The organism is Arthrobacter ipis, assembly GCF_014694315.1.
Classification (GTDB): domain Bacteria; phylum Actinomycetota; class Actinomycetes; order Actinomycetales; family Micrococcaceae; genus Arthrobacter; species Arthrobacter ipis.
The window spans coordinates 235,440-254,550 of record NZ_JAAOXD010000002.1 but is presented as its reverse complement, the minus strand read 5'-3'; the positions used below and the strand labels follow the sequence as shown (position 1 = coordinate 254,550).

At 66.2% G+C, this 19,111-nt stretch carries 23 protein-coding genes; 12 read left to right on the top strand and 11 right to left on the bottom strand.

The window, feature by feature from the left end:
• Positions 1-70 precede the first annotated feature (70 nt).
• Positions 71-955 carry a hypothetical protein gene (locus tag G9E11_RS21010; protein WP_246468780.1) on the bottom strand — a complete coding sequence of 295 codons (885 nt, stop codon included), beginning with the start codon at positions 953-955 and terminating at the stop codon, positions 71-73.
• Positions 956-1,096: 141 nt separating this feature from the next.
• Here G9E11_RS21010 and G9E11_RS06660 point away from each other — a divergent pair, with 141 nt between their 5' ends.
• Together G9E11_RS06660 and G9E11_RS06655 are read left to right on the top strand one after the other, a co-directional pair.
• Positions 1,097-1,369, top strand: coding sequence for a GlsB/YeaQ/YmgE family stress response membrane protein (locus G9E11_RS06660; RefSeq protein ID WP_190604085.1), 273 nt, complete (start codon positions 1,097-1,099; stop codon positions 1,367-1,369).
• A 28-nt stretch (positions 1,370-1,397) separates the two neighbouring features.
• Positions 1,398-2,873, top strand: coding sequence for a protein adenylyltransferase SelO (locus G9E11_RS06655; RefSeq protein WP_190604083.1), 1,476 nt, complete (start codon positions 1,398-1,400; stop codon positions 2,871-2,873).
• A 5-nt stretch (positions 2,874-2,878) separates the two neighbouring features.
• Here the strand turns inward: G9E11_RS06655 and G9E11_RS06650 are convergent, their stop codons facing one another.
• Both G9E11_RS06650 and G9E11_RS06645 read right to left on the bottom strand, forming a co-directional pair.
• A complete protein-coding gene (locus tag G9E11_RS06650; RefSeq protein ID WP_190242999.1) occupies positions 2,879-3,031 on the bottom strand; it encodes a hypothetical protein in 153 nt (50 codons plus the stop codon).
• Positions 3,032-3,259: 228 nt separating this feature from the next.
• Positions 3,260-3,973 carry a GAF and ANTAR domain-containing protein gene (locus G9E11_RS06645; RefSeq protein ID WP_190604081.1) on the bottom strand — a complete coding sequence of 238 codons (714 nt, stop codon included), beginning with the start codon at positions 3,971-3,973 and terminating at the stop codon, positions 3,260-3,262.
• A 290-nt stretch (positions 3,974-4,263) separates the two neighbouring features.
• Between G9E11_RS06645 and G9E11_RS06640 the strand changes: the two genes are divergently transcribed.
• The gene (locus G9E11_RS06640) at positions 4,264-4,836 is read left to right on the top strand and encodes an ArsR/SmtB family transcription factor (protein ID WP_190604079.1); all 573 of its coding nucleotides are present in this window, start codon (positions 4,264-4,266) and stop codon (positions 4,834-4,836) included.
• Between the two features lie 320 nt (positions 4,837-5,156).
• Here the strand turns inward: G9E11_RS06640 and G9E11_RS06635 are convergent, their stop codons facing one another.
• From G9E11_RS06635 to G9E11_RS06615, 5 genes are all read right to left on the bottom strand, one after another.
• The gene (locus G9E11_RS06635) at positions 5,157-5,534 is read right to left on the bottom strand and encodes a VOC family protein (protein ID WP_190604077.1); all 378 of its coding nucleotides are present in this window, start codon (positions 5,532-5,534) and stop codon (positions 5,157-5,159) included.
• 284 nt (positions 5,535-5,818) lie between these two features.
• Positions 5,819-6,250 (bottom strand): response regulator transcription factor, encoded by a 432-nt coding sequence (locus G9E11_RS06630; protein WP_311764308.1) that lies wholly within the window; start codon positions 6,248-6,250, stop codon positions 5,819-5,821.
• A 172-nt stretch (positions 6,251-6,422) separates the two neighbouring features.
• Positions 6,423-6,851: a hypothetical protein gene (locus tag G9E11_RS06625; RefSeq protein ID WP_190604073.1), complete on the bottom strand. Its 429-nt coding sequence runs from the start codon at positions 6,849-6,851 to the stop codon at positions 6,423-6,425.
• A gap of 2 nt (positions 6,852-6,853) precedes the next feature.
• Positions 6,854-7,111 carry a hypothetical protein gene (locus G9E11_RS06620; protein ID WP_190604072.1) on the bottom strand — a complete coding sequence of 86 codons (258 nt, stop codon included), beginning with the start codon at positions 7,109-7,111 and terminating at the stop codon, positions 6,854-6,856.
• 759 nt (positions 7,112-7,870) lie between these two features.
• On the bottom strand, positions 7,871-8,062 hold the full coding sequence (locus G9E11_RS06615) for a hypothetical protein (RefSeq protein ID WP_190604070.1): 192 nt from the start codon (positions 8,060-8,062) through the stop codon (positions 7,871-7,873).
• Between the two features lie 114 nt (positions 8,063-8,176).
• Between G9E11_RS06615 and G9E11_RS06610 the strand changes: the two genes are divergently transcribed.
• The 3 genes from G9E11_RS06610 (at position 8,177) to G9E11_RS06600 (ending at position 9,490) form a co-directional block, all read left to right on the top strand.
• Entirely contained in the window at positions 8,177-8,413 is a 237-nt protein-coding gene (locus tag G9E11_RS06610; RefSeq protein WP_190604068.1) for a hypothetical protein, read from the top strand.
• Positions 8,414-8,660: 247 nt separating this feature from the next.
• Complete coding sequence (locus G9E11_RS06605; protein ID WP_190604066.1) at positions 8,661-9,029, top strand: VOC family protein; 369 nt, start codon at positions 8,661-8,663, stop codon at positions 9,027-9,029.
• 50 nt (positions 9,030-9,079) lie between these two features.
• Entirely contained in the window at positions 9,080-9,490 is a 411-nt protein-coding gene (locus G9E11_RS06600; RefSeq protein WP_190604063.1) for a VOC family protein, read from the top strand.
• A gap of 76 nt (positions 9,491-9,566) precedes the next feature.
• Here G9E11_RS06600 and G9E11_RS06595 read toward each other — a convergent pair whose 3' ends face one another.
• On the bottom strand, positions 9,567-11,033 hold the full coding sequence (locus G9E11_RS06595; protein WP_190604062.1) for a sugar porter family MFS transporter: 1,467 nt from the start codon (positions 11,031-11,033) through the stop codon (positions 9,567-9,569).
• Positions 11,034-11,170: 137 nt separating this feature from the next.
• Between G9E11_RS06595 and G9E11_RS06590 the strand changes: the two genes are divergently transcribed.
• Positions 11,171-12,187 (top strand): LacI family DNA-binding transcriptional regulator, encoded by a 1,017-nt coding sequence (locus G9E11_RS06590; RefSeq protein WP_190604060.1) that lies wholly within the window; start codon positions 11,171-11,173, stop codon positions 12,185-12,187.
• A 57-nt stretch (positions 12,188-12,244) separates the two neighbouring features.
• Here G9E11_RS06590 and G9E11_RS06585 read toward each other — a convergent pair whose 3' ends face one another.
• Both G9E11_RS06585 and G9E11_RS06580 read right to left on the bottom strand, forming a co-directional pair.
• On the bottom strand, positions 12,245-12,928 hold the full coding sequence (locus G9E11_RS06585; RefSeq protein ID WP_190604058.1) for an SGNH/GDSL hydrolase family protein: 684 nt from the start codon (positions 12,926-12,928) through the stop codon (positions 12,245-12,247).
• A 97-nt stretch (positions 12,929-13,025) separates the two neighbouring features.
• Positions 13,026-14,678, bottom strand: coding sequence for a serine hydrolase (locus G9E11_RS06580; RefSeq protein WP_190604056.1), 1,653 nt, complete (start codon positions 14,676-14,678; stop codon positions 13,026-13,028).
• A 176-nt stretch (positions 14,679-14,854) separates the two neighbouring features.
• Here G9E11_RS06580 and G9E11_RS06575 point away from each other — a divergent pair, with 176 nt between their 5' ends.
• The 5 genes from G9E11_RS06575 (at position 14,855) to trxB (ending at position 19,079) form a co-directional block, all read left to right on the top strand.
• Complete coding sequence (locus tag G9E11_RS06575) at positions 14,855-15,205, top strand: ArsR/SmtB family transcription factor (RefSeq protein ID WP_190604240.1); 351 nt, start codon at positions 14,855-14,857, stop codon at positions 15,203-15,205.
• Positions 15,202-15,927 (top strand): aquaporin, encoded by a 726-nt coding sequence (locus G9E11_RS06570; protein WP_190604054.1) that lies wholly within the window; start codon positions 15,202-15,204, stop codon positions 15,925-15,927. Before G9E11_RS06575 ends, G9E11_RS06570 begins: the two co-directional genes overlap by 4 nt.
• Positions 15,928-16,109: 182 nt before the next feature.
• Positions 16,110-17,471, top strand: coding sequence for an FAD-dependent oxidoreductase (locus tag G9E11_RS06565; RefSeq protein WP_190604053.1), 1,362 nt, complete (start codon positions 16,110-16,112; stop codon positions 17,469-17,471).
• A gap of 99 nt (positions 17,472-17,570) precedes the next feature.
• The gene (locus G9E11_RS06560; RefSeq protein ID WP_190604052.1) at positions 17,571-18,005 is read left to right on the top strand and encodes an arsenate reductase ArsC; all 435 of its coding nucleotides are present in this window, start codon (positions 17,571-17,573) and stop codon (positions 18,003-18,005) included.
• Positions 18,006-18,044: 39 nt separating this feature from the next.
• A complete protein-coding gene (trxB, locus tag G9E11_RS06555) occupies positions 18,045-19,079 on the top strand; it encodes a thioredoxin-disulfide reductase (RefSeq protein WP_414635175.1) in 1,035 nt (344 codons plus the stop codon).
• Positions 19,080-19,111: the final 32 nt, after the last annotated feature.

Sequence of the window (19,111 nt, the reverse complement as noted above, 5' to 3'; positions counted from 1 at the left end):
AGGTCACCCAGGGAGGTGGTGTCGGCCTTCGCGTGCGCCTCCGTGGGAGGGACATCAGGGATCTGGCTGCTCACAGGGGACGACCCCCAGCCTCGGTGTACGGGTCATCGGGATCGCGCAGCGGAACCCCTGCCGAGCCGGGTGCGTCAAAGCCGGGGCGGGCGGGTTCGCCGTAGACGGTCTCTGCGTAGGTGGTGGGGCTTGCCTGCGGCGCGTCGTACAGCGGTGCGCCCGAGGCTCCGGGCAGGCTGCTTTCGGTGACCGGCGGCTGGGCGGGGTACTGCGGAACTGTGCCTGTGTATCCGGCGCCAGTTGCGGTTCCCGTCTCGGGGGCGCCGGCCTGCAGGCTGCGGCCGAGGCGACCGGCAAGCATGCCCGCGCCCGCCGCGAGGAGCAGGAAGGTGCCGGGGCGCTGGCGGGCGAAGGACTTAACTTCGTCCAGCAGCGAGCCGGGGTCGCGGTTATCCAGCCACGACGCGACCGACTCGGAGCGGTCTGCGGCCTGCCGGATCAGGTCCGACGCAACGCCCTGCTGGTCCGGCGCGTCGGCCATGGAGCGCAGCTGCGACGAGATGGTGCGGATGCCCTCGGCTGCCTTGGTCTGCTGGGTGCCGGCCTGGCTTGTCAGGTCCGACTTCGCCTGGTGCAGCAGGTCCTTTGCGCTGTTCTTTGCCTCGTAGGCAACGTTCTTCGCCTCGGACGCGGCCGTCCCGGCAACGTTCTGCGCAGCGCCCGCGGCGTGGCCCGCAACATTCGCGGCCTCTTCCTTCGCCACGTCCTTCTTCGAGGTGTCGTCCTGGTAGCCGGTGGTGCCTGCTCCGGCGGTGCCGGGGTAGTCAGTCGTCTCTGAGTAGCCGGTGGTGCCTGCTCCCGCGCCCAGTCCGGTTGCATCCGCGTCGGTGGTGTCCGGGTAACCTGTTGTGCCCGGGCCGGTGCCGTATGGGTTCTCGGTCATCATTGCTCTCTTTCCTTTGAGGGGTAGCTGCTGCTGATGAACCAGCACCCCGTAATAGTAAGCATGGTTACCATCTAATAGTAAGTAGACTTCCTACATCCATCCAAAATTTGTTGGATGCCAACAGAAAGGCTGTTGACCATGATTGGATTCATCATCGCCGGGCTCGTTATCGGAGCCCTTGCCCGCCTCATCAAGCCCGGCAGGCAGAACTTGGGCATTGTCGCAACGCTGCTCCTGGGTCTGGTCGGTTCCGTCATCGGCGGAGTTGTTGCCAGCCTGCTCGGTACCGGTGACATCTTCGAACTGAATTTCCTCGGGTTCATCGTTGCCGTCGTCGCCGCCGTGGCACTGATAGGTGTCGCAGAGTCCATGACTGGTCGCCGTCGTCGGACGCCCACCCGCCGGTTCTGACTCAAAGGCAAAAACGTATGCTTGAAAGATGACTGCTGCAGCCGCATCAACCGTCACCTTTGAAAGCCGCTTCGCCACCGAGCTCGCCGAGATGGCCATTCCCTGGAAGGCGGAGGAGGTCCCTGCCCCGCGGTTGCTGGTGCTGAACGGGCCGCTGGCCGCCGAGCTGGGCTTTGACCCGGAGTTCCTGAGGAGCGCGGAAGTCCTTCCGCTGCTGATCGGCAATGCGGTGCCCGACGGCGCCACTCCCGTTGCGCAGGCCTACTCCGGCCACCAGTTCGGCTGGTTTGCGCCGAGGCTGGGTGACGGCCGCGCGCTCCTGCTGGGTGAGATTTCCGACGCCGAAGGCCGCCTCCGCGACGTCCATTTGAAAGGCTCCGGCCGCACGCCGTTCGCACGCGGCGGCGACGGCTTCGCCGTCGTGGGCCCGATGCTGCGTGAATATGTGGTCAGCGAGGCGATGCACGCCCTGGGCATCCCCACCACCCGGTCCCTCGCCGTCGTGGCCACGGGGCGTTCCGTCCAGCGGGAGAATGAGTTGCCGGGGGCCGTGCTCACGCGCGTGGCCAGCAGCCATCTGCGCGTGGGGAGTTTCCAGTACGCCCGGGTCGCCGGCGACGAAGGACTCCTGCGCCGACTCGCCGACCATGCGATCGCCCGCCACTATCCCGGCGCGGCCGAGGTCGACAATCCTTATCTCGCACTGTTCGACGCGGTGGTCAGCGCCCAGGCTTCGCTGGTGGCCCAATGGATGCTGGTGGGCTTCATCCACGGCGTGATGAACACGGACAACATGGCCATCTCCGGTGAGACTATCGACTACGGTCCTTGCGCCTTCATGGACGCGTTCGACCCCGCCACCGTCTACAGTTCGATCGACGAGAACGGCCGTTACGCCTACGCCAACCAGCCGCTGATTGCGGAATGGAACCTGACCCGCCTGGCGGAGGCAATCCTGCCTCTGCTCGACGACGACGACGACCGTGCGGTCGCGCTGGCAACTGAGTCGCTCGGTGCTTTCCGCCAGCAGTACAGCGCGGCGTGGCTGGCAGGAATGAAGGCCAAGCTCGGGCTGGAGGGAAGCGCCGGCGACGACGTGGCATCGCCACTGATTGACGAACTGCTCGCACTGCTTCAAAAAGAAAGCGTCGACTACACGTCGTTTTTCCGCGGCCTCGGAAAGGCAGCCCGCAGCGAGGCCGAGCCGGTGCCAACCCTGTTCCCGGAACCATTCAACGATTCGGAAGCTTTCGCTGCCTGGACGGAACGCTGGTGGGCACTGCACCCGGACGCGGACATGATGGACCGGGTCAACCCGGTGTATGTGCCCCGCAACCACCTCGTTGAGGAAGCACTCGACGCTGCAACCAATGGTGACCTCGGCCCGCTCCGGCTGTTGCTGGAAGCGGTGACGGACCCCTATAACGAGCGTCCCGGCGTCGAACGTTACGCAGTGGCGGCACCGGAAGGCTTTGGTCCCTACCGGACCTTTTGCGGAACTTGAGCGGCTTAGGGGCCGGGGTGCACGAGGGTGTCCGCATCCAGCTCGTTCGCCGGGGCATCAGCCAGCCCTTGCGGCGTGAGGTCCAGGTCTTCCAAAGCGGCCATGGCTGCGATCGGCGCGGCATTCAACCCGGCACCCGGGGCAATGTTGTTAGTCATGGTTCTCTGTCTCCTGAAGTAAGCGGGACGTGCATTGTGTGCTGACTCGCTATTTTCCTTGGAATTGCCCCGCGCGCCAAAATTGCGCAGCGGAGGAAAATGCTGTAGCCGTTCGCGATCGGGCTGGCGCCGAACCCCGGAGCGCGGGTAATGGTGACAGCGGCAGCCCCGTTCGGGGCTGTTGCAGCCAGCAGGGAAGCGGTTGAGAAGGCGCTTAGTGACGGCGGGTTACAGCTCGCCGCCGGCGATGATGTCCCCGGCGAGCTGGTGCAGCGGTTCGTTCCGCCGCCGGGAGGCACTAATGAGGGTGGCCAGTGCCTGGTCGCGATTGACGTGGAGGCGCTCCATGACGATGCCGCTGGCCGTTCCGACGGCATCGCGGGCGGTCAGGACACTGACCAGCCCGTCGCTCAGGCGCTGTGCGGTGTCACGGGCCTGGGTGTTGGCAAGCATCAGCGCAGCCGGGCGGGCCAGGAGTTCGAGCAGGTGGATGGCTCTGGAATCGAACCCATTGGGCACGGGGGAGTAGACCTTCAGCGCCCCGATGGCACCGTCGGGAGTGGACAGCGGGCTGCTGATCACCGAGCGAAGCGGCAAGTCGGCGATGGCGCGGCTCCACGCGGGCCAGCGGGGGTCGGTGCGGCTGTCCTCGACTACGACGGTTGCCCGCTGGGCCCACGCAGTCAGGCACGGCCCCTGCCTGAGGTCGTACTGGAACTGATCTGCCTGGACGATAACGGGGTCGGTAGAGGCCGTGCTGGTACGCCGGCCGCGGGTATCCATCAGGCTGACGCCTGCCCCCAGCGTTCCCGGGATCGCTTCCTTGAGGGATTGCGCCAGCGCCGAGACCGCTTCGTCGACGGTTTCGTGGGTCAGTAACAGGTCGGCGATCCGGGCGGTCAGCGCCGCGAGTTCGTCAGCGAGAGGCAGATGGGCCTGCATCAGGGCCTGGCAAGAGTGGCTGCGGCAACGGGCATGAGCATTGTTTCCTTTCCTGACGGATTGGTCGAGCTCCGTCCCACGGCGAGGCGGACTGCCGCGTCAGAAAACTGTTAGAGACAATTATTTCAGCGAAGCGCCCGCGCCGCGAGAGGGTAGCGCCCTCTGAATGGGTAACGATTCCAGCGGACAAGAGATGAGCCGAAAAAAGCCGACCTCATACCGTCCGGCAAACGTTTCTTTGAGGGGATAATCGGTTAGGAACAAGGTGTTTCTGTCAGATTGGGGCAGCGGTGACGGAACGTGAAGAATTCGGGGAGCGGGTTGCAGCCGCTGAGGCGGAACTGTTCAAGCTGCTGGCGCATCCCGCCCGCCTCAAGGTGCTTGCGGTGCTGGCGTCCGGTCCTGCCAGCGTGGCCGAACTGTGTTCCGCCACCGGGCTGAAACCGTCACATTTAGCCGGTCAACTCGCGCAGCTGCGTCAACAGCACCTCGTGACTGGCCGCCGGGCCGACGGGAAGCTGCAGTACTGGCTGTCTGTTCCCCAGATCGCGGAACTGATGTCCGCTGCCGCAGCAGTGCTGAATGCCCGTGCGGCGGCCGCTGCTAACGGTTTCGTCGGCAGCGGTGCCTCCGAGGCGGGCCTTGGGCTGGCGGAAGCCATCCTGACGGACGAGTCGGCGGCGGCCCTCGAAGAGTCCCTCGAACGGCGCGCCCTGATAACTGACGCGGTCCGATTCGTAAGCGCGCGCACCGGCCGCAGCTCCGAACAGGCCCTGCTCGGGCTCCTGACTCAGGCCCGGGAGCGCAGCCTCACGCTCGCCGAGGTTTCCAGTGAAGCCATTGCGGGGCACGGAACCGGGTGAGGCAGGCCTCCGCCGTGCTCCCGATGAATGAGGCGGTCAGACCCGGCAGGCCTGGAGGGGAAGTTCGGGCACAAAGGGTTCGTGCCCTTGACGCAGGCTCCCGGCTGGGCGAGACTCGTGATTGAGGAATTGATGAATTCATGGTTTCTTCAATCCTCCTCTCCATTGGGGGCCCTCTGCTCCGGCAGGCGCAGAGGGGCCGGAGCGTCGCGGGGCAGGTGGACTCACCGCCCGGGGGCCGCGGATAGACGGAAGGGGGCCGGAACAGCGCAGTTCCGTCCCCTTTCCAATTCACGCCGCAACGGTAGGCGGGTCCGGAACTACGGTCCTTCGAAGAGGCTCAGGATATTGCCTTCGCTGTCCAGGAACCAGGCGGCCTTCCCGCCGTCCGTAGTGGCAATGCCGTTCTCGGTCTTGAGTCCCGGAAAATCGTATTCTTCAAAGACGACGCCGCGGCCCCGTAACTCCTGAACATCCCGCTCGACGTCGTCCGTTACCCAGCCCATCTGGGTGTTCTTGGCGCTGCCCGCGTTTTCAGTTTGGTACACCAGGAACCTGGTTCCGTTACCGCACTCGTACATCACGTTGTCGTCCGCGGGTTCCACGGGCTCCAGTCCCAACTTGTCCCGGTAAAAATCCTTCGCCCTGCTCACGTCCTTTGCGGGAAGGACGGCGGCGATGGCTGTGTCCTTGAGCATGACAGTTCTCTCCTCATTTGCGCTGCTGGCGCTGTTGCACTGATGGCGATGGTTCCCCTGTTCGGTGCCGGGAACGGACTGCCCGTCCGTGCCCGCGCCGCGTCGCCGCCCGTTTCGCCGACAGCCGGGACGGCCACCTGGGACTCTGCGGCGCCTCGCCAGCATCGCCGGGCGCGAGGGTCCCCGAAGTTTATGGGGACATTATGGAGCCGAAGTGCCACCTGCGGATATAGGCCGCGGACACAGGAAAGTACGACGGCGGCCGGTTGGCCGCCGCTGCCGGGTCAGAGGCGCGGCTCCAGGCCGTGCGCCGTCAGCGGGCCCACGGGACAAAGCCGGTTGACCGTCTCCGTGAGCTGCCGGGGGCGGAACGGTTTGACAAGATAGGCCGCGGCTCCCGCCGCCATGCCGGCCATTTCGTCGTCGAGTTCCGCTCGAGCGGTGATGAACAGCATCGGCGCCTCGGAGCGAGACCGGATATGCTGCGCCACTTCCAGGCCGTCCATGTCCGGAAGATTCAGGTCGACCGTAACCAGACAGGGGTGGTGCTCCCAGGCCGCGGCGACGCCGTCGACGCCGTTGCTGACTGCGTGAACGTCAAAACCGAGCCGCGTCAGTATCAGCGCAACAAGGTCGCGAATATCCCGGTCATCCTCGATGACCAGGCAAAGCCCCCGTGAACCCAACGTGCCCCCCGGCCTGTAGTAGGTGTCCACAGTGTAGGGCGGGAACCTCAAGAAGTGCACGGCCCGGCCCGAAAAAGCCCCGCACCATTTGTGAAGGCGGTGCGGGGCTTCCCGGGGACAACCATCCGCATTGGGGGAATAGGATGGGGCCCCACCCAAAGTTACCCGGGGGTAGGTTTGTCCTTCAAATGTACGATCCCGCTTACTCGGGCAGTTCCATCTGGAAACCGCAGCTGCATCTGAGCACGCGGGTGGACAGGTAGACATCCAGGGTGTCTTCGGCGGTGCCTTCGGTGGACAGCGGCGCGGACAGCCTGCGGAGTTCGGATCCTGCCCTGGCCATCGGCTGTCCGCAGTGCATGTAGTGCCCGCCGAAGATCAGGACGTCCCCCTTTTGTTCCCGCCGGCCCAGGACCGCTGACAGGTCGGCAACCTGGGCAGGATGTTCACTGAAGCGCCGGCACCGGCCGCAGGTGTAGGCCACCATGACGACGTCGGCGGGACAGTCCGGGAGATCCGTCACCGACCTGATGGTGAGATGGCGGTCGGTCCCGCAGAGCGCGCACATCACGGGCAGGACCCGTGCCCGCCCGGCGCCGTCAGAACGGAAGCCGGGCGATCTGAGCGACATGGTCAGCCCGCGTACGGGTAGCTGGCGAGGATGTAGTCGGCTGCGGCCCGCCCCTTCATCTTCCGCCTGGTGCCTCGGAGGTTCACACGGCACCGCCGCATGCCGGCGCGGAAGGACGAATCGGTCTTAGGTGTCAGTCCGTGAATCAGGCACCAGCTTGTGTAGAGCCCGTAAAGGCAGTCTGGCCCCAGCGGACTGTCGGTGTCGGGAGCAGGGGAGGTGGCGTCGTGAAGGAACTGCTGGAAATGCGAGGTGGCCATGACAGGCTCTTTCCTCAGGGTGCGGGGTGGCCGCCATGAGGCTATAGCGGCTTTACCTCCGGGCGGTGCACAACGCCGGAAGGGGTTCCTGCAGAAAGTCGCAGGGTTCCTGTATTGAACCTACCCTGCGGTAGCACGCTTGTACATAGGAGGCCTCTGGCCCCCGGGCGTGCTCCCCGGGATCAGGCTGGCCGTCCGGGCGCGATCGATCGCTGCCAGAGCGACCGCGCTCGCCGCGAGGCGGAGGGCATTGATGCGGTACCACTTGGCCAGCAGCGGTTTCCGCCGCATCTCGCTTAGCGGGTACGGGCCGAAGAAGAGGGCAGGGTTCACGGACCGCAGCAGGTAGGCGGTGGCGGCGCCGCCGCGACGGTCAAACTTGCGTCAGCCAGTGCCCTGCGCGTGCTCACTGTTCATGCCCCATTGCCATACCGTACAGCAACTGAGCCTCCACTTTTTCGTGGGGCCGGCGGCGGACTGGGTTAGGCAGCCAGGTCCCGGAGGGTGGACCAAGGGCCACCGCCGCCGGCCTGCTTAAAGTTTCGGCCTTCGTCCTTGGAAGAACTTTGGAGTTCCTTGGACCGGCACGGGGGAGCGTGGGGTCTGCCGGGGATTGTCCCAAGGTGCCCCAACTATTTCCCCATGTCAGCCCGTAATACTGGCTGTGTCCTGAAGGAACGGAAGCCCAGCCCCGAACCGTCAGAACTGCCGGGTCCGGACGCACCCCCTCGCTAACCGGGCCCGGCACAACCCCGAACTTCATGGGCGCCAGCTGTAGGGATTGCTGTTGGGCCTGCCGGCGCGCCGCGCCTCGTACCCCTGCCGCCAAGCCGCCTCCACGGCGGTGACCATTTCTGCCAGGAGCGGATAGTAGGGGTGGTCCGGACCGATGAAAAGCATCTCCTCGCGCGCCTTCTCAATTGCCTCCTGGACCGCGTTGCCGTTGGCCATGAGGCATGGTCCCACGCGTACGGGCCGCGCGCCAGCTGGGCTGCGGCGGATTCAGGGGCGTGTCAAGCGGGCCACGTTCACGGAGTGTTCACGAGCAGCTGGTTCTATTGGTGCATGGACGCGAACGCTGGCAATGATCACGACGCCGACCTCCCGGCAGCGTGGGGAACGCTGACACCGGGGGCGGAGCTGGAGATCTGGAATGCTGCCCGATCCGGCATTATCGAGCGCTTGCCCCTTGACGGCTCGGTGGTGTTCGCCTGGATTGACGGGCAGTCTTCGCGCAGGCTGCACTTTGCAGGGGATCCGCTGGTTGTCCTGCCGGAGCTGGAGCACACCGAGGCTTTTTAGCAGCTTCACCGGCCGCTGGCCTCAGCCCATCGAGATGGAGAGAAACAGCAGCGCCAGCAGGAGCGCCACCGGGTCGTGATCAGCCTGAACTCCTGGCGGCGGCAGAAGTGCGGTCCCGTGAATTTGTGCCGGGGGCGGGTTTTTGTCAGAGGGCTCTGGAATAGTGCTGTTTGGGGCAGGTACGTCAGCCCGCAGTTAGTGTCGGTGAAATTCATGGCCCGGAGAGTTCCGGAGGCTGGAGCAGCACATGCAACTCGGCGCGTTCTCACTCAGCTTGGCCGTCAAGGACGTCGCGGCCTCCGCGGCGTTCTACGAGAAGCTGGGATTCACCAGGTCCGGGGGCGACATTGACCAGAACTGGCTGATCCTGCGGAACGGGCAGACGGTGCTCGGACTCTTCCAGGGCATGTTTGAAAAGAACTCCCTGACCTTCAACCCGGGCTGGAACCAGGATGCGCAGCAGCTCGACTCCTTCACCGACGTGCGGGATCTCCAGCGCCAGCTGAAGGACCAGGGTATTCCCTTCGTTGCCGAGGCCGGCGACGGAGCCGGGCCGGGCAGCTTCATCGTGGTGGACCCCGACGGCAACCCGGTCATCGTCGATCAGCACGTCTGATCCGCGGGTCCACATAAAGAACCGGTGGCCATCTAAAGAGGAGAAGGGAAATGTCCAGCAACCCTGAGGACTTTGATAGCACAAAGGACTTTGTCAGCGTCCGGTACATGGTGGACGACGTCGACGCCGCCGTCGGCTTTTACACGAAGCACCTCGGCTTCACCGTAAGGATGAACGCCGCACCCGCGTTTGCCGACGCCGTCCGCGGCCAGTTGCGTCTGCTGCTGAGCGGGCCCACCAGCTCGGCGGGCAGGCCAATGCCCGACGGCGCGGTCCCGGCACCGGGCGGATGGAACCGGATCCATCTCGTCGTGGGCGATATTGCCGCGGAAGTGGATAGGTTGCGGGCCGCGGGCGTTCCGTTCCGGAACGATATTGTCAGAGGGCCGGGCGGCCAGCAGATCCTGCTGGAGGATCCGGCCGGCAATGTCGTAGAGCTGTTCCAGCCCGCGGACAAGTAGATACCGGGAACGCAGAAGCCCCGCCCGCCGGATTCGGGTGAATCCAGCGGCGGGGCCTGTGCAGTGATCAGGGCTGTTAGTGCGCCGCCGTCGCCGGGGTCTTGTGCACCAGGTAAATGGCGCCGGTGGTGACGTCCTCCTCGAGTGCTTCCAGTGTGCGGCCGCGGGTTTCCGGCACCTGGGTGTAGATGAAGATCAGAGCCAGGATGCCCACTATGCCGAACATGAAGAACGTGCCGGTGATGCCGACTGATGCCACCAGGGTGGGGAAGAACAGGCCCAGGAAGGCGTTGGCGATCCAGAGGCAGAAGATGGACACGCCGATCGCGAAGCCGCGGATGTGGAGCGGGAAGATCTCCGAGAGCATCACCCAGACGGCGATGTTGAGGAACGTCTGCATGGAGCCGACGAAGGCAACCACCAGAAAGAGGATCACGAAGGGTCGCGCCGGGTTGCCGACGGGCAGTGCGATGGAGGCGATGCCGATCAGGAAGTGGCAGATGGTGGTCAGGGTGAAGCCGAGCAGCAGGGTGGTGCGCCGGTTGACGCGCTGCATCATGGTGAGCGCAATGACGCCACCGACGACGGCGATGACGCCGGGAGCGATGTTGGCGACGAGGGCGGCGCGGGAGTCGAAGCCGGCCTCAACCAGCACGGACTGGCCGTAGTACATGATCGAGTTGATGCCGGTCAGCTGCTGGGCCACGCCCAGGCCGATGCCAACGAGCAGGATGCGAAGGATCCACTTGTTTTTCAGTGCGCCCCAGCCGGAGAGGTTCATTTCCTTTTCCTCGTCGGCGAGGTGCTTGACGTCGGCCATCTCGGCTTCGGCGCGGTCGGAGGAACGGATGGTCTTGAGCACGGCCAGGGCGTCCTGGTTGCGGCCTTGGGAGATGAGCCAGCGCGGGGATTCGGGCATCCGGAGCATGCCGAGGAAGAGGGCAACGGCGGGCACCGCGGCTACCGCGAGCATGATGCGCCAGACGCCGCCAAATTCGCTCCAGAGGTTGCCGATGACGGCGTTCACAGCGAATGCGGCGAGCTGGCCGATGACGATCATGAGTTCGTTGCGGCCGGCAAGCGAGCCGCGGATCTCGTAGGGTGCGAGTTCCGCCAGGTATACGGGGACCACTGAGGAGGCGCCGCCGACGGCGAGGCCGAGGATGACGCGGCCGATCACCATGACCTCGAAGTTGGGCGCGAACACGCAGGACAGCGCGCCGACGAGGAACAGGATGGCCAGCAGGATGATGGTCTTCCGGCGGCCCCAGCTGTCGGAGAGCCGGCCGCCGCCGATGGCGCCGGCGGCAGCGCCGAACAGCAGGGAGCTGGTCACGATTCCCTCGGTGATCGGGGTGAGGCCGAGATCGGCGGTCATGGGCCGCAGTGCGCCGTTGATGACACCCGTGTCGTAGCCGAACAGCAGGCCGCCGAAGGTCGCCACCGTGGCCACCATGCCGAGGCGCTTGCGGTGCGGGCCGTTCGTGAGCGGCGGCAGCGAGGGCGTATGCGCGCCGTCGCGCTGGGCTTGGGTTGCAGACATAAGGACTCCCTTGTCTCAATTTTGCGGGACATGTGCCCGCTGTCACACCCAACACTAACGCGCGAAAGGCTTAAATGTAAGGTCAAACTTACAAATGACTGAATTTCTGCGATTTCCCGCCGTGGGAGGATGGCCGTATGAGCATCGAGCGGCAGCACCGCCCAGCCACCCAGGCTGATGTTGCGCGGGAAGTCGGAGTCTCCCGCACGCTGGTCTCCTTCGCCTTCCGCGACGCTGCCGGCGTCAGCCCGGAGACCAGGCAGGCGATCTTCGACGCCGCCAAGCGCCTGGGATACCGGCACAATGCGGCAGCCGCCGCCCTGGCCAGCAAGTCCCGGACCGCCGTCGGGCTTTACCTCTTGGACCTCCGGAACGAGGTGTACTCCGATGTCCTCAACGGCGTGCGGCTGGCGCTGCCGCAGGCGGGCAACCGGCTCATCCTCAGCGTCTCGCGCTCCATCGGCGGCGTGGACCAGGGCGCGATGGATTCACTCGTTGAGGCACGGGTGGGGATCATCATCGCCGCGGCGCTGCTGGATCCCGATGAGCGGGTCCGTGAACTGGCGCAGATTATCCCGGTGGTGAGTGTCACCCGCCGCGTGGAGGGCGTGGACAGTGTGTACCCTGACGACCGCGCCGGGGCGAGGGCCGCCGTCGAACACCTCCTCGGGCTGGGGCACACGCGGATCGCGCACATGGCCGGGCCGTCCTTTGAGGGCCATACTGTCCGCCGGGAAACTTACGAAAAGATGATGCGGGATGCGGGCGTGATCCCGCAGACCGTGGCGGCCGGTGACTTCACGCAGGAGGCCGCGGAGAGTGCAGCGGCGGAGCTGCTGGCCGGGCCGGACCGTCCGACGGCCGTGTTCACGCACAACGACCAGTTCGCGCTGGGTGTCCGCGAAGCCGCGTATGCGATGGGACTGGCGATCCCCGGGGACCTGTCGCTCGTGGGCTACGACGATTCACGGACGGCCCGGCTCCACGGGATCGACCTGACATCGGTGGACCTTCATGCCGTGGAGCTGGGAACGACTGCCGGACGTGTAGCCCTCGAGCGGCTCAACGATCCCGGCGCCCCCATCGCGGACGTGACCAGTACGCCCCGGCTGGTGGTCCGGAACTCGACGGCGCCCCTCCGCTCGAAGTCGTGACAAGTGGACAAAAACTCCATGCCTCGGGAGGTTGAGGTGCCGCACAGCCGCATGAAGTCAGGTGCCGCCGACGACCGTTGACCGCGGCACCTGGCGTTTCCCATCCAGCAGTGCGGTGATGGCCCGCGCCATTTTGGCGCCTCCTTGGACGGAGGGTTCAATCGCGTTCGCGTAGTCGCCGTCGTCGTTGCAGACCAGCCGGAGGTCCAACAGGCTGATGCCGCGGGAGAACGCGGCCCTGGTGATGGAGTCGTTGAAGACCGTGAGGGCGGTCCTGATCATCCGGTAGAAGGGCCCGGAGGAGGGCGTGTCGTAGATGGTGCACAGCGCCGCGGGCAGCCCCGTCGATGAGACCGCGTCGGCCATCAGTTCATAGTCCGCGGCGAAGCGCTCCTGGGCGTCGGCGAACATATCCAGGGCTTCCGCCACTGAGCGGGCGGGTGCTTCGAGCAGGTGGGCGAAGCCGAGAGCATCGTTGCCGCCGGCGCTGACCACAAGGTGGGTGGCGTCGTCGGGAAGGGCAATGAGTTGGCGGCGGACTCCGGCGATTACGTCGCCGTCCACCGCCAGCAGCGTTGCGTGCCAGCCGGCCGGGAGCTCGCCGCGCAACTGCTCGACGACGTCGGGCCCGCCGTTGACGTACGCCTTGTTGTCGAAGATCGAGTCCCCGAGCAGGACGACATTGCCGGGTGTTGATCCCGCTTTGGACGGCCATGGGTTGGCGCCGGTGCTGCTGGTCATGCCGCATCGTTGCACGAAACTCGAGCGGTGGCGAGGGGCGGCAGGGCCGGCCACCCAGGACCGGCCACGCCGGCAGGTGCGCTGGGAGTTCCCGCTTCTAACCCTCGGACGTCCGCTTGAATGTCCCCAGCCCGGTCCTGTCGTAGAAGTCCAGGGTGACGCTTGGCGCGGTGCCGCGGGCTGGTGACGCAAACAGTGCACCGGCCAGGCCGTTGGCGTTCTCCCCGATGGATTCGAAGCTGAAGGTGTCTCCGTCAAAGTGCGTGAGCGGGAATGTGGTGGGACTGCCGGAGGGTCCCATTCTCATGGCCAGTTTGCCGCCCTGCTCAAGGACCACAAGCGGGCCGTAGTAGGAGTTCCCGTAAGTGCCTGTGTAGGCACTGTTTGCCTTGGCGGGAGAAGCATCAGACGGAGCCTTGGTGTAATCCACCTTGGGTTTCTCGGACTCATCAATTTGTTTGAAGATGCCCGCGGTGAAGATGAGCCAGTCCACCGTCGGGGATCCGTGCTGCGCCGTATCCAGGAACCCGGCTGTGATTGCTTCAGGAATTCCCTGCGGTCTTCCGTTGGTCAGGGCCACGATGGCCAGTTGTTCACCCGGAAGCATTGAGACGGCGGTGGCTGCGCCGAGGTTGAATGCCCCGGAGTGTCCAACTTGGAGGCGGGCCTGATCATCGTAGGAGACGTTCCAGCCCAGCCCATAGAAACGGGAGCGGGCGGCCGGTGCCGACGCCGGTCCGGAAACCGAATGGGGAACGTGCGTTGTTTGGAGGGCGGCTGCATCAATGACGGGCTTGCCCTCGTAACTGCCTTTGCCGAGCTGCAGACGGAGCCATTGGGCCAGGTCCCGCACCGATGAACTCGCGCCCCCGGCCGGGGCCTCGGAATCGGCATCGCGGCGGTGTTTCGCTGCCCACACCTTGTTCCCGAGCGGGACATGAATGGTTGCTCTGTTTGACGCTTTCTCGTAGGCCGAGTGCCGGTAACTGCTGGCGGACATGCCCAGCGGCCGGAACAGAATCTCGTCAGCCAGATCCTCCCACGACATTTTCATCGCGTCGGCTGCTGCCTGGCCGCCTTCCGTATAGCCGAAATTGCTGTAGTTGTAACTGGACCGGAACATGTCGAGGGGCTCCTGGTTGAGGTGCCCGAGGATGTACGCACGATCGAACCCGAGGTCTTCCAGCAGATCGCCCGACCCTGTTCTCAGTCCGCTGCGGTGCGACAACAGATCGGCAAAGGTCGCATTCCGCGTGACGTAGTCATCCTTGAGCGCGAAGTTCTTGTTGTGTTCGATGACGCGGTCAGTCCAGTCGATCACCCGCCGCCCCACCACCCCTGCCACCACCGTGGACGCCATGGGCTTGGACACGGATGCCAACTGGAACACCGTGTCCGGGCTTATCTCCTCCGGTTTGCCGACCTCCCGCACCCCAAAGCCTTTGGAGTACACCACCTCGTCCTGATACACCACGGCCACGGCCACTCCCGGCAGCCCGGTCTGTTCCATGGCATTTCGGATCAATCCGTCGAGCTGCGCCAGGGCATTGGTGACTTTCGGGCGGTCCAGCAACGGTGCGATCTGTCCCGGCGGGGCGGGGAGCAGGGAAGCCGAAGCCGACGGCGTAGCCACCGTGGGTACGCCGGTGCAAGCGGACAGAAGGGGTGCAGTGGCAACACCGGCCGCCCCGATCCCGGCTGCCTTCAGCACAGCACGACGGTTTGGAAAAACAGAACCGGTCTTGTCCATGAGTGCCCCCTAGATCCGTCAGGCCATGGGCGCTGCCGGCCGGTGCGAGCCTTGCCGCTCCTCTCTATAGTGGACCCCGCACGCGAAGCCAGCAATGGATGCGAGACAGCCGGTAATTCCAGCAGGGGGAGGCCCTTGCTTAAGACATAGATGAGTGTAAATATTTACGTGTGTCTATGAATTTGGAACTCACCCCGGTCCAGACGGTTGCCTGCTGTTCGCCGCTGTCCGGGGAACCCCTGTCCGCGTCCGAGGCGGAGGGCATTGCGCCGCTGCTCAAGGCGCTGGCGGACCCGGTGAGGCTGCGGCTGATGTCGCTGGTGGCCTCGCACGAAGGCGGCGAGGCCTGCGTCTGCGACCTGAACGGCGCCTTCGATCTCTCGCAGCCCACCATCAGCCACCACCTGAAGATCCTCCACGCGGCCGGCCTCCTCGAGCGGGAAAAGCGCGGGGTGTGGGTGTACTACCGGGCGCGGACCGACGCCCTGGCCAGTCTGGCTGCCCTGATCGGGGGCCACAGCAAATGAGCACGCTGGCGCGGCGCGCGGCTGCCGAGTTCACGGGGACAGCCTTTCTGGTCATGGCCGTCGTCGGCTCCGGCGTGATGGCGTCACGGCTGTCACCGGACGACGTCGGGCTGCAGCTTTTGCAGAACAGCCTCGCCACGGGCGCGGCACTGGTCGCGCTGATCGTGGCGCTCCAGCCGGTCTCGGCCTCGTTCAATCCGGTGGTGACATTGGCCGAGCGGGTGCTGGGCGTGCTGGACACCCGGACCGCGGCGGGACTGATCGCGGCTCAGCTCGCGGGCGGCCTGGCCGGCTCCGTCCTGGCCAACCTGATGTTCGGGCTGAACGCCGTGACATTCTCAAACCATGAACGGACTGGCGCCGGGCTCTGGCTGGGCGAAGTCATCGCCACGGCCGGGCTGCTGGTCATCGTGTTCGGCACTGTCCCCTCGGGCCGGGCGGACCGGGTGGCCTTCGCCGTCGGCGGCTACATCACCGCGGCCTATTGGTTCACCAGTTCCACCAGCTTCGCCAACCCTGCCGTGACCGTCGCCCGGACCATCACGGACACCTTCGCGGGCATCGCCCCCGCCTCTGCGCCCGGCTTCATTCTGGCCCAGCTGCTCGGCGGTGCCGTGGGATTCGTGCTGGTGCGTGCCCTGTACCCGGCACCGGAGGCACTTGAGCCGGCGCCGCCTGAGCCGGCCGACGAGTATCCGCTGGCCAAAGACCAAGCCCGCTAGCAAAGGGGAGGGGGTGAAGGGATGAGCACCGGCTGCTGCGACGACGAGTGCTGCGAGGATGGCCAGGACTGCTGCTGACCGCTCCCGCACACCAGAACATCCACGCGCCTGCCCGCCCACACGACGGACAGGCGCCACACAACCGCGCGCAGGGCTCACAAACACACGAAAACGAGGACAGCATGACAGCACTGGAATCCCTTCCTGTCGCCGTGGTGGGCGGCGGGCCGGTGGGCCTGGCCGCCGCCGCGCACCTGCTCGAGCGCGGCCTGGAACCGCTCGTGCTCGAGGCCGGGCCGGCGGTGGGTGCCGCCATCCGGAACTGGGGCCATGTCCGTGTGTTCTCCACGTGGCGATACAACCTCGACGCCGCGGCCGTGCGGCTGCTGGAGCGCCGCGGCTGGGAGGCGCCCCGCCCCACCGCACTCCCGTACGGGGCGCAGATCGTCTCCGACTATCTCGAGCCCCTGGCTGCAACTCCGGAACTCACCGGGCGAATCCGCACCGGAACCAGGGTCCTCGCCATCACCAGACGACACCTGGACAAAGGCCGCAGCAGCGGACGCGAACAGGCTCCGTTCCTGCTCCGCATCAGCACCGCAGACGGCCGAACGGAGGAGCTCCTGGCGCGGGCCGTCGTCGACACCTCCGGAACCTGGACCACCCCGGCGCCGCTGGGCACCTCCGGTCTGCCGGCCACGGGCGAGCCGGAGGCACGCGCGGCAGGGCTGATCACCGGGCCCTTGCCCGACGTCGAACGGGACGGTTTCGCTGGCCGGCGGACGCTCGTCGTCGGGTCCGGCCACTCGGCGGCGAACATGGTCCTGGACCTTGCCCGCCTTGCCCGGTCCAACCCCGGAACCGAGGTGCTGTGGGCCATCCGTGCGTCCAGTCCTTCCCGCGCCTACGGCGGCGGCGACGCCGACCAGCTGCCCGCCAGGGGACAGCTCGACGCCCGGCTCCGCACCGCCGTCGACACCCGGTCCGTCCAGCTACTCACCGGCTTCCACACCGACCGCGTCGACATCCTCGATGGGACCTCGCTGCGGGTGCAAGCCGCGGACGGCCGCGCCGTGGAGGCTGACAGGGTTATTCCGGCCACCGGCTTCCGCCCCGACCTGACCATGCTTTCCGAACTGAGGCTGGACCTCGATCCGGCGGTTGACGCGCCCCGCGCCCTGGGTCCGCTCATCGACCCGGACTTCCACAGCTGCGGCACCGTCCCGCCGCACGGAGCCAAACTCCTGGCCCAGCCGGAGAAGGATTTCTATCTTGCCGGCATGAAGTCCTACGGCCGCGCCCCCACCTTCCTGATGGCCACGGGCTACGAACAAGTCCGCTCCATCGCCGCTGCCCTCGCCGGAGACACCGAGGCCGCGGACGCCGTCGAACTTGAACTGCCCGAAACGGGCGTCTGCTCCACCGGCATCCCGGCCGCCGGCGCTGATCTTGGGGACGCCTGCGGCCTACCCCAACAGGAACCCGTTGGTTTCGGCACCGGACTCCGCCACGGCCGCACCGCCCTTGATCCTGCTCTTGATTGAACTGCCTGCTCTTGTTGCACTTGTGTAAGCGGCGCTGTGGGCCGGAAGGCGCTTCTTTCCGCAAGCCCGCCCTACAGACCATCAACCTAGGAGAACACCATGACCGCCGACCCCGCCAAGAAGCCCACCGTCCTCTTCGTCTGCGTGCACAACGCCGGCCGGTCCCAGATGGCGGCGGCGTTCCTCACCAGCCTGTCCAAGGGCGCGATCGAGGTGCGTTCCGCCGGCTCGCAGCCCGCGGAGGCAGTGAACCCGGCCGCGGTGAAGGCCATGGCCGAGGTCGGCATCGACATGTCCACCGAGGTCCCCAAGATCCTCACCACCGAGGCAGTCAAGGAGTCCGACGTCGTGATCACCATGGGCTGCGGCGACGAGTGCCCGTACTTCCCGGGCAAGCGCTACGAGGACTGGGTGCTGGAGGATCCCGCGGGCAAGGGTGTCGACTCCGTCCGCCCCATCCGCGACGAGATCCACACCCGCATCGAAGCCCTGGTCACCGAGCTGCTGCCCGCCCGCCACGTCGACGCCCAGTAACAGCTTCCCGTGAATGAGCCCGAACAGAAGGAGCCAGCAGTGAGCAAGAACGCCAAGCCCGAGGACGCCAGCACAGTGAAGGTCAACGCTGACAAGGTCAGCACCGAACAGCTGATCATCATCGGGTCCGGGCCGGCCGGCTACACCGCGGCCATCTACGCGGCACGGGCGGGCCTGAAGCCGCTGGTCCTGGCGGGCTCGGTCACGGCCGGCGGCGCACTGATGAACACCACCGAGGTGGAGAACTTCCCGGGCTTCCCGGAGGGCGTCCAGGGCCCGGAGCTCATGGACGGCCTGCAGCAGCAGGCCGAAAAATTCGGCGCGCAGGTGCTGTTCGACGACGCCACCCAGGTTCAGCTCAAAGGCCACCTCAAGCGCGTGGTCACCGGGGCCGGCGAGACGTACCAGGCCCCTGCTGTCATCCTGGCCACCGGCTCCGCGTACAAGGAACTCGGGCTGGCAGAGGAGAAGAAATTCAGCGGCCACGGCGTCTCCTGGTGCGCCACCTGCGACGGTTTCTTCTTCCGCGACCAGGACATCATGGTGGTGGGCGGCGGCGATTCCGCCATGGAGGAGGCCACCTTCCTGACCCGCTTCGGGAAGTCCGTGACCGTCGTCGTCCGCAAGGGTGAGCTGCGCGCCTCCCGGATCATGGCGCAGCGCGCCAAGGACAACCCGAAGATCACGTTCGCCTGGAACTCGGCCGTCACGGCGATCCACGGCGACGGCAAGGTCAGCGGCGTCACGCTGACGGACACGCGCAGCGGCGAAACCCGGCAGCAGCCCGCCACCGGGCTGTTCGTGGCGATCGGGCACGTTCCGCGCACCGAGCTGGTGGCCGGACAGGTGGAGCTCGACGGCGAGGGCTACATCAAGGTGGATTCGCCCACCACGTGCACCAACCTGAGCGGCGTGTTCGCCTGTGGGGACGCCGTGGACCACCGCTACCGCCAGGCCATCACTGCCGCCGGTACCGGATGCGCGGCGGCCCTCGACGCCGAGCGCTACCTCGCCGCGCTGGAGGATGCGGACAGCATAGCCACGGCGCTGGTGGAGGAGCCCACCCACGCCTGAGCCTGGTCCCCGTTGATTGGGCCCGTCGAAAC

Bases quoted from the DNA above. Each gene is read 5' to 3' on its own strand.
- G9E11_RS06585 (WP_190604058.1), bottom strand. From the start codon at position 12,928: ATGACCAGCAGCACCGGCGCCAACCCATGGCCGTCCAAAGCGGGATCA.
- G9E11_RS06615 (WP_190604070.1), bottom strand. From the start codon at position 8,062: ATGGCCAACGGCAACGCGGTCCAGGAGGCAATTGAGAAGGCGCGCGAG.
- G9E11_RS06565 (WP_190604053.1), top strand. From the start codon at position 16,110: ATGACAGCACTGGAATCCCTTCCTGTCGCCGTGGTGGGCGGCGGGCCG.
- G9E11_RS06635 (WP_190604077.1), bottom strand. From the start codon at position 5,534: ATGCTCAAGGACACAGCCATCGCCGCCGTCCTTCCCGCAAAGGACGTG.
- G9E11_RS06575 (WP_190604240.1), top strand. From the start codon at position 14,855: ATGAATTTGGAACTCACCCCGGTCCAGACGGTTGCCTGCTGTTCGCCG.
- G9E11_RS06560 (WP_190604052.1), top strand. From the start codon at position 17,571: ATGACCGCCGACCCCGCCAAGAAGCCCACCGTCCTCTTCGTCTGCGTG.
- G9E11_RS06595 (WP_190604062.1), bottom strand. From the start codon at position 11,033: ATGTCTGCAACCCAAGCCCAGCGCGACGGCGCGCATACGCCCTCGCTG.
- G9E11_RS21010 (WP_246468780.1), bottom strand. From the start codon at position 955: ATGACCGAGAACCCATACGGCACCGGCCCGGGCACAACAGGTTACCCG.
- G9E11_RS06645 (WP_190604081.1), bottom strand. From the start codon at position 3,973: ATGCAGGCCCATCTGCCTCTCGCTGACGAACTCGCGGCGCTGACCGCC.
- G9E11_RS06580 (WP_190604056.1), bottom strand. From the start codon at position 14,678: ATGGACAAGACCGGTTCTGTTTTTCCAAACCGTCGTGCTGTGCTGAAG.
- G9E11_RS06570 (WP_190604054.1), top strand. From the start codon at position 15,202: ATGAGCACGCTGGCGCGGCGCGCGGCTGCCGAGTTCACGGGGACAGCC.
- G9E11_RS06600 (WP_190604063.1), top strand. From the start codon at position 9,080: ATGTCCAGCAACCCTGAGGACTTTGATAGCACAAAGGACTTTGTCAGC.
- G9E11_RS06625 (WP_190604073.1), bottom strand. From the start codon at position 6,851: ATGTCGCTCAGATCGCCCGGCTTCCGTTCTGACGGCGCCGGGCGGGCA.
- G9E11_RS06655 (WP_190604083.1), top strand. From the start codon at position 1,398: ATGACTGCTGCAGCCGCATCAACCGTCACCTTTGAAAGCCGCTTCGCC.
- G9E11_RS06610 (WP_190604068.1), top strand. From the start codon at position 8,177: ATGGACGCGAACGCTGGCAATGATCACGACGCCGACCTCCCGGCAGCG.
- G9E11_RS06605 (WP_190604066.1), top strand. From the start codon at position 8,661: ATGCAACTCGGCGCGTTCTCACTCAGCTTGGCCGTCAAGGACGTCGCG.
- G9E11_RS06620 (WP_190604072.1), bottom strand. From the start codon at position 7,111: ATGGCCACCTCGCATTTCCAGCAGTTCCTTCACGACGCCACCTCCCCT.
- G9E11_RS06660 (WP_190604085.1), top strand. From the start codon at position 1,097: ATGATTGGATTCATCATCGCCGGGCTCGTTATCGGAGCCCTTGCCCGC.
- G9E11_RS06590 (WP_190604060.1), top strand. From the start codon at position 11,171: ATGAGCATCGAGCGGCAGCACCGCCCAGCCACCCAGGCTGATGTTGCG.
- G9E11_RS06650 (WP_190242999.1), bottom strand. From the start codon at position 3,031: ATGACTAACAACATTGCCCCGGGTGCCGGGTTGAATGCCGCGCCGATC.